A 14,606-nucleotide genomic window follows, 5' to 3' on the forward strand; every position below is an offset into this window, starting at 1 on the left:
AATGTAAAACACTAGCTTTATCGCGTCATTTAGCCAAATATTATATGAAGTTAGTATCTTATAAAACCGAAGATAGAGAGCATTTGGGCGTTTTTGTAAACGGCCATATCTACAATTTGAATTCTTGCGATAAGCTGATTCCCGATGAAATGAATGCCTTTTTACAAGGTGGAGAAGAACTGATGGATAGGGCAAAAAAAATCAGCCAATCCATTACCGATGGAAGCTTGTCTCCAAAGGAAGAGATTTTTTATGAGATTTTGGCGCCGGTTCCACATCCTACATCCTGCAGAGACGGCTATGCCTTTAGGCAACATGTGGCCGCCGCAAGGCGTAACCGTAAGGTAGATATGATTGCCGAGTTTGACCAATATCCGATTTTCTATTTTACCAACCATAATGCCATTCAAGGTCCTGGAGAAATCGAATGTATGCCAGATCATTTCCAAAAACTGGATTTTGAATTGGAAGTAGCGGTAGTAATTGGCAAGAAAGGCAGAAACATCAAAGCTGCAGCAGCTGATGATTATATCGCAGGCTATATGATCATGAACGATATGAGCGCCCGTACCTTGCAAATGGAAGAAATGCTGTTGAATTTAGGTCCGGCCAAAGGTAAGGATTTTTCAACGGTAATTGGTCCGTGGCTGGTTACGCCAGATGAATTGGAAGCTTACAAAGTTGCACCTAAAGCTAACCATGTGGGCAATAGCTATAACCTTAAAATGACTTGTAGGGTAAATGGAATTGAAGTGTCGGCAGGTAACATGGCCGATATGGACTGGACCTTTGCCGAAATTATAGAACGTTGCGCTTATGGCGTAGATATTTTGCCTGGCGATGTAATTGGTTCGGGCACTGTGGGTACCGGATGTTTCTTGGAATTGAACGGCACGGGATTGCTTAATGATCCTAATTATAAAGTACAATGGTTACAGCCTGGAGATAACGTAGAAATGGAAATTACAGGACTGGGAGCCTTAAGCAATATCATTACAAAGGTGGATACGGATTTTTCGATATTGGCGCTTAAGAAAGGTTAGAATGTTTTAAGGTTGAAAAGTTGGAATGTTATTGAGCTTGAAGAAGGAGGTGAAGTATGGGCAAAGTTGAGCGATTTGAAGATCTTGAAATTTGGCAAATAGCCAAACAGATTGCAGTTGAAGCTTATCGGATTTCAGATTTAGAGCCAATTAAATCAGACTTTGGTTTAAAAGATCAATTTAGAAGAGCAGCAATGTCAATGTCAGATAATGTTGCCGAAGGCTTTGAGTATAATAACAATCCAGACTTTATACGTTTTCTTGTTTATGCAAAAGGCTCATCAGGTGAGTTTAGGAATAAAATTATTGTTTTAAAAGAAACGAATAAGCTAAACGATACAGACTACAAAATGTTTTATGAAAAGAGTGTTGAATTCTCATCAAAAATCAAACGCTTTATAGACTATTTGAGGAAATTTGAAGCCGATAAGAAATCAAAAAATAAGCCTTCAAAAAGCATCCCCTAAACATTATAATTTCGTACGCTAGAACTTTTCAACATTACAACATTACAACTTTACAACATCAAACAAATGCTTACCCTTAACACTGCCGATCTTTCTCCCGTACAATTGCAAAATTATTTGCAGTATGCCATAGCACCACGGCCAATTTGTTTTGCCTCTACTATCGATGCTGATGGACAGGTTAACCTCAGCCCCTTTAGCTTTTTCAATATGTTTGGCACAAATCCGCCGATGTGTATCTTTTCTCCGGCACGCAGGGTTCGCGATAACACCACGAAGCATACACTCGAAAACGTGTTGCAGGTAAAAGAATGTGTAATCAATATTGTAAACTATGCCATGGTACAACAAACCAGCTTGGCAAGTACCGAATATGGGAAGGACGTAAACGAATTTGAGAAAGCAGGTTTTAGCATGCTCGAATCGCTTACGGTAAAGCCACCGAGAGTTGCAGAGGCACCAGTTCAATTGGAATGTGTGGTAAAAGAAGTAATTGCCTTGGGCGATCAGCATGGTGCCGGTAACCTGGTGTTGGCAGAAATTAAAGTAATTCACATTAAAGAAGAGATTTTGGATGCCGATGGCAAAATAGACCAGGCTAAAATTGATTTGGTGGCACGTTTGGGTGGCGATTGGTATTGCCGTGTTACCCCAGAAAATTTGTTTAAAGTAGCCAAACCACTCACTACCTTAGGCATTGGCGTAGATGCCCTGCCGGTATCGGTAAGGAATTCTTCGGTTTTAACGGGCAATGACTTGGGTATGCTGGGTAATGTAGAACAGTTGCCTAGTATAGAGGAGATAGACGGCATGCGTTGGAGCACTTCTGTTAAAGATATTTTAGATGCTACTATCGGCGATGCCAACAATCGAGAACGCGAACTGCATGAACTTGCTCATCAACTATTGGCCATGGGCAATGTAAAAGATGCCTTGAAGGTGGTGCTGCTCTAGTGGCTAGGGGTAAGATGTAAGGAGATGGAAGATGGAAGATGGGAGATGGAATGTCAGTTTTTACTAGCCTTCCTTCAAGTTGTTATAAGATTCTTCACAAAGTTTTTTGAGCACAGCTATGTTAATATCAGAAAGCTTATTAATGTAAATACAAGCCTTGCCGGTTTTATGTTTGCCTAATTGGGCTAAGATGGCCGGTTTGGTTGTTGCGTCACACTCCAAAATGTACAGGCTGATGTTCTGTTTTCGTGGCGAAAAGCCCATCATAAACCAATCGTTGGTTCGGCCGCTATCGTATTTGTAAACATAATCGCCAACACCAACAATTGCTGGACCCCACATTTTGGCTTTTTGTCCGGTTACTTCCTCCATTAATTTACAAATGGCCTTGCAATCGCTTTGCTTGGTCGCATCAGTAATTTCAGCCAAAAAATCTGCTACAGATTGTGCTGTTACTCTGGTTTTAAGTTCCGCCATAATAAAATTTAATTTAAGGAAAAAAACTCGAATGCAAAGAATTACATGATGCTCACCGCCTTGATGAAACGGCCTTTGTAGTAATTGTCGAAATCGGTAATGGTTACGCCGTTGGCCTTGCCAGAAGTAGAATGGATAAATTTGATGTGGCCTTCGTCGTCAATCGAGTAGATAATGCCTACATGCCCAATTCTTCTTGATTTTCGACTGGTGCCTGTAAAAATGAGCACATCGCCAACCTTGGCCTGCGAAAGCTTAACAGGGATACCGGTTGAAGCAAATTCGGGAGAGGAGCGAGGTACTTTGAAGCCAAAATTGCCAAAAACATAGCTGACAAAGCCTGAGCAGTCAAATCCACGATCTGGATTGCTCGAAGCATAGCGATAGCGAACTCCAATCATTGATTTGGCAAAATCCAGCAGATCGTTGGCTTTATTAGCTGCAACTTTGGGGATACTGCCCAGTATTTTCTCCATCATTTTTTGATACTGTGCGGGTAAAGACACATTATCTTGCGCTTTGCCATTGAAGGCAAGGAGCAAAAGGAAGCAAAAGATGAATAGGGATTTCTTCATAAATCGCTTCAAAGATAGAAAAAAAATATAAACTGTATAAAGTGTTGAAAACTTGTGGTTTAGTGCAAAAAAAAAAGCCTGTCCAACTAATTGAACAGGCCCCATGTAAAATTCTGTAGGTAAATTAAATGCTAGAGAACATGCTCTGTGCTTTTTCTCCGATAAAAGGAATCGGTTTTTTCTGTCCTTGAATTGCGCCAACAAAACCAATGATCCATAATACTACAAGGACAATCCATACGAGGTAAAGGATATACCCTAACGCAACTATCCCAGTTGCAATAATGATCGGTGCCAGTACAATAGATAATAAAATATAGAGTATAGTAGACACGATGGCGAACAATAATGTTTGCCTTAATTGGTAACGAGCTAACTCTGTTTCTTTGTCTTTGTACAATGCAAAATATGCAATTAACCAGCCAATAATGCCGAAATAACTTACAATTGCTGCTGCTTTGCCATCATCTGTAGAGGAGAAGTTCTTTGTTTCCATATAGTTTTTTAGTTTTAAGTTTCCTTGATGGAACAAAACTAATGCCAAGTATGGATACTCCTAAGTGATTAGGGAGTTGTAACTGCTACGGGCAATACTTTGCCATTAAAGAACTTGTGTCCGGTCTTGGCAAAATCGGCTACATACTTGCCCATTTCAAATGCCAGAACCGGACTTTCATAGCCAGGAAAGGCAGCTTCAAGCATTTCTGTTTGTGCCGAACCCAAGGCCAGGCAATTGACCTTAATGCCCGTACTGATCAATTCAGCAGCCAGGCATTCACTTAAGGTATGCAAAGCCGCTTTACTGGCCGAATAGGCAGCTAAGCCAGGGAATTTTACGCTGCCCTGAAAACCGCCCATGCTGCCTATGTTTACGATGTGGCTTCCACTTTCCATAAAGGCCAAGGTATAGCGGATCATTTTAAAATGGCTCATCACATTGTGTTCGAGCATGGTGGCCATGTCTTCTTCGGTGGTCTCTAAAAAAGGTTTATTGACCAAGCTTCCTGCATTATTAATTAAGATATCTACCGTACCTAACCGTTCTTTGATGAAAGGAACCAAAGCGTTGTAGTCGTCGTTTACCAAATCAAAAGCAACGGGCAATAAGGTGCAGTCTGGGTTAATGCCTTTGGCAATCTCATGAAGCTTGCGCAATTTGTCGGCAGAACGTGCAATACACAGCACTTTGTTTTTACTATCTAAAGCAAATTCTAATGCGGTTTCAAAACCAATGCCACTGCTGGCGCCTGTAATAATAACGTTCATGCTTTTAGGTTGGAATGTTCTAAGGTTGTAAAATTGGAAGGTTTTAAGGTTGAAACGTTTTAAAGTTGGAAGGGCTAGGGAATAAATTTTTTAACGCTAAGCCCCAAACTCCAACGCGGAATCTCATTAGTCTTCTTCTGTAATTAACTGGGTAACCGGATTGGCAATAACGTGCATGCCATCATTAATGAGCTTGCTTAGCTCGGTTTCTGTAGCCGCTTTCATCTCCAGGTAAATCCTGAGTTCTTTTTCCAGTTCGGCATCCAGTTGTTTATGGTAAACGATTTCTAAAATCTCTAGCGTGCAAAGCCAATCACCTCTGTGCTTGGTTTTGAGTTCGGTAAAAATCTGGGCAAGCTCTTCGTAACCAGTCTGGTTCTCTCTTACGCTACGCACTTTTTGGTATAGGCTGTGCAATTGCTGCATAGGCTGGTCGTATTCGGCTTTGTGTGTTTGCTCCTTGCTCACAAAAGTAATCTCCTCATAAGCATCCTTATCGGCTGCCCCATTAAACACCGAAACGATTTTTTCGCCAATGGCCATGTCGTAAATTCCCCATTCAGGCTTAAACAATACATTGCCATTGCTTTCGGTCACGTGGCAATCTGCAAAAGAAAGGAGTATGGTTTTATCCGCTGGGCGTAAAATGTCTTTCACCAAGCCTTTTACCGTAATGCCGCTTTCAAAATTTAACTCGGCTCTGTTGCCTATGCTGATGCCCAGCTGGTCCAATTCAGCAAGATCATGGTCTTCTAAAGCCTTGTCAATTCCTTTTAATTTGCCAACTGGCGAAGAAAAACCGTCTTTATGGTAATCTTTGCCATGCCCATTTAACTGCTTACCTTCAAAAGCCAAAGCAGAAACTCCGGTAGTTTTAATAAAGGTCAGTTCGTCGCTTTTATCAAGCCCTAAATCGGTAAAAATGCCCGTCACCTGTAGGCCCGAACTGTAAACCGCAGTACTTGGGTTTTTACACTCTATGGCTTTTAAAATACTCTCCGAGCCACCTCTTCTAAACGCCATCGTATCGGCAAATGCTTCTAAAACGTCGATCAGGTTTTGGAAAGTAGGGGTTACAAACAGCTGTGGCTGCGGTTTGGTAATATCATATTGGTGATTGATCGTATCTAAATTGTACCAAAGCTTGGTTACATCGGCTTTCATGCAGCTCGCGCTCTCGCCTATGGAAGAAAGCAATCCGGCCCCATAGATTTTTGGGTTTTCCAAAGTACCAATCAAGCCATATTCTACGGTCCACCAATGCAAACGACCCAATAAGGCCATTTCAGAAGGTTCGCCCATGTTATCGGCAATATGTCTTAAGGTTTTCTCGGCCAGGGCAATTTCTTCTTCATCAGCATCAACAGCTTCTTTTAGGATAGAAAGCTTGCGGATGGCTTCATAAAGTTCGAAATCCTTGCTCGAAAACATGGCTTTTGCACCTATCGAGCCAAAATAACTGAGGTAGTTGTTATAGTCGGTATCAGCAATGATAGGGGCATGGCCAGCACTTTCGTGTATGATGTCCGGTGCTGGTGTATACTCGATGTGGTTAATCTGGCGGATATCGGCTGCAATTACCAAAACGCGGTAAGCCTGGTATTCCATAAAGGCGGCCGGCGGAATAAATCCATCAACCGTAACCGCTCCCCAGCCAATTTTGCCCAGGTTATCGTTCATGGTCTGCAGGTTGGGAATGTATTCGATGCTCAATCCGGCACGTTGCAGGCCTTTAATGTAAGGGTAGTAAGCCACATGTTTCAAATAGCTATAATTCTGACGCATTACATAACGCCAAACCGCTTGGTCTATCGGCGTATATTTTTCGTAATGTTGCTCAACAATAAATTGTCTGAGGTGCTTCGGCAGTTTAGCTACTTGCGGATTATTAAAGTCATTAAAATCGCTCATTGTTCATGTGGATATTGTATAATGGCTAAAATAGCAGGTTCGTACTAGTAATCCAAGAAAAAGCTTGCGCTTTTACGCTAAAATGATGGCTGGCGAGTATTGGGGAGTTAAAAGTTAAAAGTGGAAAAGTTGAAGGTGGAAGGTTGAGGGGGGAAGTTAAAAGTTAAAAGTGGGAAAGTTGAAGGCGGAAGGTTTAAAACTTCATTCTTTCAGTTATTGTTTTTTAACCCTGAACGAGAAGTATTTTTGCAGAAAATAGCTAAATACGGCCAGAACAATCGTAATTAAGGCCTTGGCAATACTGGGGTAGAACTGAAAACCCTCCACCAAAATCTTCATGATGGCATAATTGAGCAGGATATTGGTGCTCACCACCGTAGCATACCTAAAAAGCTGGATTCGGCCTTTTAATGTAGACTGGGTAAACACCAGGTACTTGTTCAGTACAAAACCAACAATAAAAGTGCAGACAGACTCAATCGCCAGCGCAGCAATGTGGGCGGTGATCAGGTATTCGCCAACTTGAACATCTTTCTGGTGCAATACGTAGTTATAGATCAGGAAATAGCCTATAATCCCTGTGGCTGCAGTGATGCCACCTGAGGCCATGTACCTGAAAGTGTGTAAGCTAAACCATCTTTTAAAAGGAGGATAAAAGAAATCTATAATCATCAAGGCTCTTTTCCTCATTTTATTTGGCAGTTAATTGGTCTTTAATCATTCTGTTGTCGTATTGCTGGATAAATGCTTTCAGGTATTTTTCCATGTTTTGCTGTACTGCAGGCAACTTGCCCACTAAATTGTTCTTATTGGTGCGGTCGGTTTTTAAATCGTAAAGGGCTACCACATTTTTGCCGTCGAACATCATCAGGTAGTCGCCTTGGTAAAAGCTAAAAGTACCATCATTATTGTTCACTACAAAGTTGTCTTTTTTAGGCGCAAATGCATCGAAGCCAAAAGCAAAATAAGGCTTATCGTAGTTGAGGTAATTGAGTACGGTAGGCATAATGTCGGTCTGCTGAATCAATTTGTCTGTGGTGCCTTTCAAATCTCCGCCAGGATAATAAAACAGGATCGGAATAGAGAAATAGCCCTGCACGGTTTGGTATTCGGGCAGGTAAGAAACGGTGGCATGGTCTGCACAAAGCACAAACAAAGTGTTTTTGAACCATGGCATTTTTGAGGCTGTTGCAAAAAACTTGCCGATCGCCATATCGGTATAACCCATGGGCTCTTGAACAGGCAGCGGTCCCTTAGGAAATTTCCCGATGTATTTTTCGGGCACTTTGAAAGGGTGGTGCGAAGAAACCGAGAAAAAGGCAGAGAAGAAAGGCTGTTTAAACGTATTTATCGTTTTGGCCATGTACTGCATAAACGGTTCATCCCAAATGCCCCAAATGCCATCAAAATCTGCATCGTTGTTGTATTCGGTTTTGCCAAAATAATGTTTGATGCCCGCTAGATTGGTATAAGCCGAAAATCCCATCGAGCCGTTAGGGGCGCCATGAAAAAAAGCAGTCTCATAGCCTTCGTCGTCCAACAACTTGGCAATACTGGTTGTTTTATTGCTAGAGTAGGTAGAAAGCACAAAAGGTTCGCGGATAGACGGAATACCCGAGATGATAGAAGGCAAGGCATCTATAGACTTGCGTCCATTGGCATAGGTGTGGGTAGAAGTAAAGCTCTGGCCCACCAGGCTATCGATAAAAGGAGTGTAGCCTTTATAGGTTCCATTAAGCAGGTCTTTGTTTAACGCACCAACATGCTCTTTTCCTAAGCTTTCGATGATGAGAAAAACAACATTCAATTTTTTGAATGGCGCTTTGTGTGCGGGTTGGTGTATGGGATTGTAAAGACTGTCGAGCGTTTTTTCATCATAATAATGAACTGGTTTGAGGTTGGCCGCCTTGAGGGTCTTCATAATGGTGAAGGGCGTGTTGAGCACCAAGCTCATATCACCAGGCGATTTAACGAAATCGCCGGCATTACTGAGGGTAATAGGACGTGTACTATGGCGCCAGCCTCCGCGCATGCCGATTACGCACAGCCCTAAAACAAGTACCAATGCCAAGGTATGAACGATGTAAACCTGCCATGTAAATTTAGGTGCAGGCTGTACTTTGATCCATTGGTAAAGTTTAACGAAGCCATAAATGAAAACGACAAATAAAATCAGCAGGTACCAGTAATCGATCAGGAAATCGAAAGTGAGCTTTAACTTGTTTTGTTCGTTGCTAAATTGTGAAAATACACTGGCCGTAGTTCTTTTTAACGTGTATTTGTAGTAGGCGAAGTCGATAAAATTGGCCAGTATCCCTACGCTGTTACTAACTATAAACAACCATTTGCAAAAACGCTGGTAGCCATTGCGGTAACGAAATGGAAAAGGAATAGTCTGTAAAACAATATACAGCAAATTGATATAGAGCAAAGCAGCAATGTCGAACTTCAGGCCTCCTAAAAATACATAGGCTAAATTGCCAAAGTCGATATGGTTGAATAATGACCTGTTAGTTAAATAAAAACCCAGGCGACAAAGCGAATAAATTACCAATAACAGTAAAAAACGGTAGGCTAAGGCCAGATAGATGGAGGTTGAACGGTTACTTGTACGGCTCATTTGTTTAAAAGCCGGCAAGTTAAGTATTTGTTAAGAGAAAATTGTGATTCGTTCATTAGCAGATTAGTTATTAATAGGAGCGATTGTGGTTGATAGCTTAAATTTACAGCATAATAATAAAATATAGCAAGCCGATGTCTTCTCAAACGTGCTTGTAAACGATAAATTACCTACCTAAGCTCAAATAATTTAATAGATGTTGTAACTTAGTTTGAGAATATCAAAGCCATGAGGAGTTTCTGTTTAGTTTTATTTTTAAGCACGATTTTTTTAAGCGCGAAGGCGCAGTCTGATACTTCGGCCTATCGCCAATTAGCGGCAGAGCTACAGAAAAAATATGCGCCAGATAAACGTGCTGTTTATTTTAACCTTCAGATCAAAGGCGATTCGGTAAGGCTAGAAAGCACATCTGCAGAAGCGCTGGCCGCTTTTGAACAGCGCAAGCCCAATGAGGCATCCATTAGTTTTAGCGCCACATTATTGCCCGCCAAATCGCTAAAAGGCCTTGAGTACGGTGTGGCCAACTTATCTGTTTGCAATAACAGGGCTAATCCGCAAAATGCGGCAGAGCTGATGACCCAAATGCTTTTGGGCACGCCGATACAGGTACTTAAAAAACAGGGCGGGTTCTATTTGGTGAAAACACCAGATGGCTATTTGTCGTGGACAGATGGAGGTGCCATTGGCCTAATGGATAAAGCGCGTTTCGAAGCTTGGCAGCAATCGCCGAAAGTGGTGTTTGTGGCCGACTATGGCCATAGTTTTAGCGAAGCCAATATTGGTGCCAAGCGAGTGTCTGATTTGGTAAGCGGTAACATCTTGCAATTGCTTGGGCAGGAAAAAGATTTTTATAAAGTGGGCTATCCTGATGGGCGTATCGCTTATTTGCCACAGGCACAGGCCAAATTATACCAGCAATGGGTAAAGCGCCCAAATCCTAATGCCGATGCCATTCTCACAACCGCACAGACCTTACTGGGCGTACCTTATCTATGGGGCGGTACTTCTATAAAAGGGGTCGATTGCAGCGGCTTTACCAAAACGGCTTATTTCTTAAACGGCATTGTAATCCCTCGGGATGCTTCGCAACAAGCCCTGATTGGCGATGCAGTTGATGTGTTGGAGCATGATAGCATCAGCGTCGCCAAATGTTTAAAAAACCTGCAACCTGGAGATTTGTTGTTCTTTTCTGCTGCAAAACGACGAGGCATTAATGGAGGAAGGGTAAGCCACACGGCAATTTATATGGGCAATGGCGAATTTATCCAATCGGCAGGCATGGTGAGGATTAATAGTTTAGTGCCGACAGCTGTTAACTACGATGGAGGCCAAAGCAGTACCTTGGTAGGTGCCCGCCGTATCCTTAGCGAAATAGGCAAGCCTGAAATCACAAGAATAGACCAGCACGATTGGTACGGAAAGAATTAAAATGATCAAAATTTACTATAACAACAGCTGCAGCAAAAGCCGTGCAGCTTTAAAGGCCTTAACAGAAAGCGGAAAGTCTTTTGAGGTCATCGATTATTTGAAAGAAGTGCCAAGCATTGACGAACTAAACGCAATCGTAGCAAAGCTAGGTTGTAAACCCCATGATCTCATCCGCACCAACGAAGCTATTTATGTCGAAAAGTATAAAGGGCAGCAGTTCAGCGATGAACAGTGGATCGAAGCCATGCACCAAAATCCAATTCTGATCCAAAGGCCGATTATTGTTAACGAAGATAAAGCAAGTATTGCGAGGTCTGAAGAATCAATAAAGGTTGCGATCTAAGACAACGAACCCTTCCTTATATCTTTTATTTAAAATAAAAGCGGTGAGCAATAATAGCACCGAATGGCAAATTAGTTTTCCGATAGATTGTGAAATGCCGATTTCATATTTAATAGACGAAAGATTTTCCGAGTTTGATAGGTAAACCAAATAAGCAATATATGTTGTAGACCAAATACTCAAAATAATCAGGGTGTATGTTATGTTTTTTGCATGCTTTTTAACAAGAAATAGAAAAGGAAAGGCATACGAAGAACTGATCGAAAGCCAGAACAAAAATGAATATGGACCGGTTGCCCGGTTTGCCAATAGGTATTTATGGTAAGACGAGGCATCGAACCAGTCTGAAAAGAGATCGAAAAGCAATGAGCTACACAAGATAAATGCTCTTGCCAATATCAGGTAGTTATTCGAAATCAAGAGCAGCCTGAAGTTAAGTTCACCAATTTTTTTTCTTAAAAGAAGAGCAAGTAGGGTAGTAAAACAAAATCCGAGGTAGATGCTACCCGTAACAAAAATTAAAGTTTCTTCCATTTAATATAAAGCCCAAACAGATTAATTGATTGGAAAAGGCAGGTGTAATTGCAAATGTATAAGTTGATACAAAAAAAAGCGCTAAATTTCTCTAGCGCTTTTGTAATGGTATCCAATTTGATACAATGAATTCAAAAATTGGCTGCTCTTAAGAAAGCAGTGTTCTCCAGCTTACCTTGCTGTCTATTGTAAAATGAAGGTCTTTGATTTCAATTCTCTGCTGTTCCATCGTATCGCGGTGGCGGATGGTTACTGTATTGTCTTCCAAAGTTTGGTGATCAACCGTAATACAGAACGGCGTACCCACGGCATCTTGTCTACGGTAGCGTTTTCCAATTGCATCTTTTTCTTCGTACATACAGTTGAAATCCAGTTTCAGGCTATCCATAATCTCGCGTGCTTTTTCTGGCAATCCGTCTTTTTTGGTCAGCGGGAAAATAGCTACTTTAATTGGAGCCAAGGCAGGATGCAGACGTAATAAAGTACGACTGTCTTGTTTCTCAGCAGTGCTCAAATCTTCTTCCTCAAAGGCATTGATCATCGTTAACAAAAACATGCGGTCTAAGCCAATTGAAGTCTCAATTACGTAAGGAACATAGTTTCCGTAAGGTTTGCCGTTTTCGTCAAGGTCATTGTCGAAATACTGCATTTTCTTGCCAGAATATTCTTGATGTTGAGATAAATCGAAGTCGGTACGGCTGTGGATGCCTTCTACCTCTTTAAATCCGAATGGAAACTCAAATTCAATATCTGTTGCTGCATTGGCGTAGTGAGCCAATTTCACATGGTCGTGGAAACGGTATTTTTCTGGAGCAGTGCCCAAAGCCTTATGCCATTTTAGGCGTGCCTCTTTCCAATACGCGAACCATTTCTTGTCTTCTCCCGGACGAACAAAGAACTGCATTTCCATTTGTTCGAACTCGCGCATACGCATGATGAACTGGCGGGCAATTACTTCGTTTCTAAAAGCTTTTCCAATTTGTGCAATACCAAAAGGGATTTTCATTCTTCCTGTTTTTTGAACGTTCAAGAAGTTCACAAAAATACCCTGTGCGGTTTCTGGACGAAGGTAAACTTCTTCGCTGCCGTCGGCCATGGCACCAAACTGCGTACTGAACATCAGGTTGAACTGGCGTACATCGGTCCAGTTAGAAGTTTTAGAAATTGGGCAGATTACTTTATAGTCAACAATTAAATCCTTTAGCTGTGCCAAGTTTTCAGATTTAAGTGCCAGGTTCATTTCTACTTCAAGTGCTAGGCCTTTTTTAACAAATCTCCAGCTTGCTTCGTCAACAAATGGATATTTGGCATTGTCTAAAGCTTCAGTTTCGTTTCTGAAGCCAGTAATCCATTCGGCTTGTTCTTCATCGCTCTTTGAAAGAATGCTTTGTTGGAATTCTTCAAACTTGTCTTTGTTGGCCGCACTGAAATTGGCTAATTCCGAATATAACTCGTCAATTTTATTTTCTAACAACTGATCGGCACGATAGCGTTTTTTCGAATCCTTGTTATCAATCATCGGATCGTTAAAACCATCAACGTGTCCGCTGGCTTTCCATACTTTGGGGTGCATAAAAATTGCAGAGTCGATGCCCACAATATTTTCGTGCATTTGAACCATGGCTTTCCACCAATAGGTTTTGATGTTGTTTTTAAGCTCGGCACCAAGTTGGCCGTAGTCGTAAACAGCACTTAGTCCATCATATATTTCGCTACTTTGAAATACAAAACCGTATTCTTTAGCGTGGGAGATTACATTTTTAAATTGTTCGTCGTTTGATTTAGCCATAATGCCACAAAGATAGTAAAAAACAGTTTTCAGGCTAGGGAAAGTATGAAGTATTGAGGATCAGGTAACAAGTATCGAGTATCAAGATAGATCAGGCATGACAACATCATTATAAATAGCCAATCCTCGAATAAGCTAACGAACGGATCTCTAATAAACCAATGCTACTAGTGAACACAGATGTTACAAGTCGTTTATCGCAATTTAACACTGGCTCAATCCAACATTAAAACATTTCGTTTATTTTTGGGCCAGAAAACAGACTTATCTTAATATTAATGAAAAAAATATATCTTTCTCTTGCGGCAATTCTAGTAGTTTGCCTATCGTTTACTGCTCCAGCAAAACATTTCTACCTGTCTTTTCGCAATGCAGACGAATTGAGAAATTTCTTGAACCGCAAAACAGCTGGTTTCCCCCTAATTAGCGCACACCGTGGCGGGCCTATGGCTGGATTTCCGGAAAATGCCATCGAAACCTTTGAAAATGCAACAACTTACCAACCTGTAATTATAGAATTTGACGTAGCCTTGAGCAAGGATTCTGCTTTGGTGATTATGCACGATGACAAATTGGACAGAACAAGTACCGGAACTGGTGCCATTGGTAACTATACTTATGCCGAATTGCAAAAGTTCAGGTTAAAAGACGATAACGGAAAAGAGACCAGTTTTAAAATCCCAACTTTAGACGAAGTTTTAACCTGGGGAAAAAATAAGGTATTGTTTACCATCGATTTGAAAAGAGGGGTACCTTATGCGAAAATTATTGCTTCGGTTCGCAAAACAAAATCAGAAAACAATTCGATTATTATTACGTATAATGCCAATCAGGCAGCAGAAGTACATCGTTTGGCACCTGATTTAATGATCTCGGCATCGGCCAGAAGCATTGCCGATATCGAACGTTTGAACCAAATGGGCGTACCTAACGATAGGATTGTTGCTTTTGTGGGTACATCGGCACCAGATAAATCGGTATACGAATACTTGCACAGCAAAGGAATTACCTGTATTTTGGGCACCATGGGCAACTTAGACAAGAGCGCCATTGCCAATCCGAACCAAAAAGTTTATGAACAACTGATCGGTAATGGGGCTGATATTTTGTCGAGCGACGAATTGGAATTGGCTGGCAAGCAATTGGACAGCTACCGTACCGAGAAGAAATTGAAATTTGCAAACCTAACTATCAAGTAA

At 41.3% G+C, this 14,606-nt stretch carries 14 protein-coding genes; 6 read left to right on the forward strand and 8 right to left on the reverse strand.

What is annotated here, in order from left to right; translation table 11 throughout:
* Positions 1-44 precede the first annotated feature (44 nt).
* From AC570H_RS01805 to AC570H_RS01815, 3 genes are all read left to right on the forward strand, one after another.
* Positions 45-1,043 (forward strand): fumarylacetoacetate hydrolase family protein, encoded by a 999-nt coding sequence (locus AC570H_RS01805; RefSeq protein ID WP_497351102.1) that lies wholly within the window; start codon positions 45-47, stop codon positions 1,041-1,043.
* 56 nt (positions 1,044-1,099) lie between these two features.
* Positions 1,100-1,510 (forward strand): four helix bundle protein, encoded by a 411-nt coding sequence (locus AC570H_RS01810; protein WP_497351104.1) that lies wholly within the window; start codon positions 1,100-1,102, stop codon positions 1,508-1,510.
* Positions 1,511-1,576: 66 nt separating this feature from the next.
* Positions 1,577-2,464, forward strand: a complete 888-nt coding sequence (locus AC570H_RS01815) for a flavin reductase family protein (RefSeq protein ID WP_497351106.1) — start codon at positions 1,577-1,579, stop codon at positions 2,462-2,464.
* 63 nt (positions 2,465-2,527) lie between these two features.
* Here AC570H_RS01815 and AC570H_RS01820 read toward each other — a convergent pair whose 3' ends face one another.
* The 7 genes from AC570H_RS01820 to AC570H_RS01850 form a co-directional block, all read right to left on the reverse strand.
* Positions 2,528-2,941: a DUF1801 domain-containing protein gene (locus AC570H_RS01820; protein ID WP_497351108.1), complete on the reverse strand. Its 414-nt coding sequence runs from the start codon at positions 2,939-2,941 to the stop codon at positions 2,528-2,530.
* 41 nt (positions 2,942-2,982) lie between these two features.
* Complete coding sequence (locus AC570H_RS01825; protein ID WP_497351110.1) at positions 2,983-3,516, reverse strand: C40 family peptidase; 534 nt, start codon at positions 3,514-3,516, stop codon at positions 2,983-2,985.
* A 124-nt stretch (positions 3,517-3,640) separates the two neighbouring features.
* Positions 3,641-4,012, reverse strand: coding sequence for a DUF4870 domain-containing protein (locus tag AC570H_RS01830; protein ID WP_497351112.1), 372 nt, complete (start codon positions 4,010-4,012; stop codon positions 3,641-3,643).
* 68 nt (positions 4,013-4,080) lie between these two features.
* Entirely contained in the window at positions 4,081-4,782 is a 702-nt protein-coding gene (locus tag AC570H_RS01835; protein ID WP_497351114.1) for an SDR family oxidoreductase, read from the reverse strand.
* A gap of 126 nt (positions 4,783-4,908) precedes the next feature.
* Positions 4,909-6,693 carry an aromatic amino acid hydroxylase gene (locus AC570H_RS01840; RefSeq protein ID WP_497351116.1) on the reverse strand — a complete coding sequence of 595 codons (1,785 nt, stop codon included), beginning with the start codon at positions 6,691-6,693 and terminating at the stop codon, positions 4,909-4,911.
* 213 nt (positions 6,694-6,906) lie between these two features.
* On the reverse strand, positions 6,907-7,383 hold the full coding sequence (locus AC570H_RS01845; protein ID WP_497351118.1) for a GtrA family protein: 477 nt from the start codon (positions 7,381-7,383) through the stop codon (positions 6,907-6,909).
* A gap of 1 nt (position 7,384) precedes the next feature.
* Entirely contained in the window at positions 7,385-9,313 is a 1,929-nt protein-coding gene (locus AC570H_RS01850) for an LTA synthase family protein (protein WP_497351120.1), read from the reverse strand.
* A 228-nt stretch (positions 9,314-9,541) separates the two neighbouring features.
* Here AC570H_RS01850 and AC570H_RS01855 point away from each other — a divergent pair, with 228 nt between their 5' ends.
* Positions 9,542-10,741 carry a C40 family peptidase gene (locus tag AC570H_RS01855; protein ID WP_497351122.1) on the forward strand — a complete coding sequence of 400 codons (1,200 nt, stop codon included), beginning with the start codon at positions 9,542-9,544 and terminating at the stop codon, positions 10,739-10,741.
* 1 nt (position 10,742) lies between these two features.
* Positions 10,743-11,084, forward strand: a complete 342-nt coding sequence (locus AC570H_RS01860) for an arsenate reductase family protein (protein ID WP_497351124.1) — start codon at positions 10,743-10,745, stop codon at positions 11,082-11,084.
* 682 nt (positions 11,085-11,766) lie between these two features.
* Here the strand turns inward: AC570H_RS01860 and AC570H_RS01865 are convergent.
* Positions 11,767-13,407 (reverse strand): glycine--tRNA ligase, encoded by a 1,641-nt coding sequence (locus AC570H_RS01865; protein WP_497351126.1) that lies wholly within the window; start codon positions 13,405-13,407, stop codon positions 11,767-11,769.
* A 278-nt stretch (positions 13,408-13,685) separates the two neighbouring features.
* Between AC570H_RS01865 and AC570H_RS01870 the strand changes: the two genes are divergently transcribed.
* Positions 13,686-14,606, forward strand: coding sequence for a glycerophosphodiester phosphodiesterase family protein (locus tag AC570H_RS01870; protein ID WP_497351128.1), 921 nt, complete (start codon positions 13,686-13,688; stop codon positions 14,604-14,606).

It is taken from the genome of Pedobacter sp. B4419 (assembly GCF_059693725.1).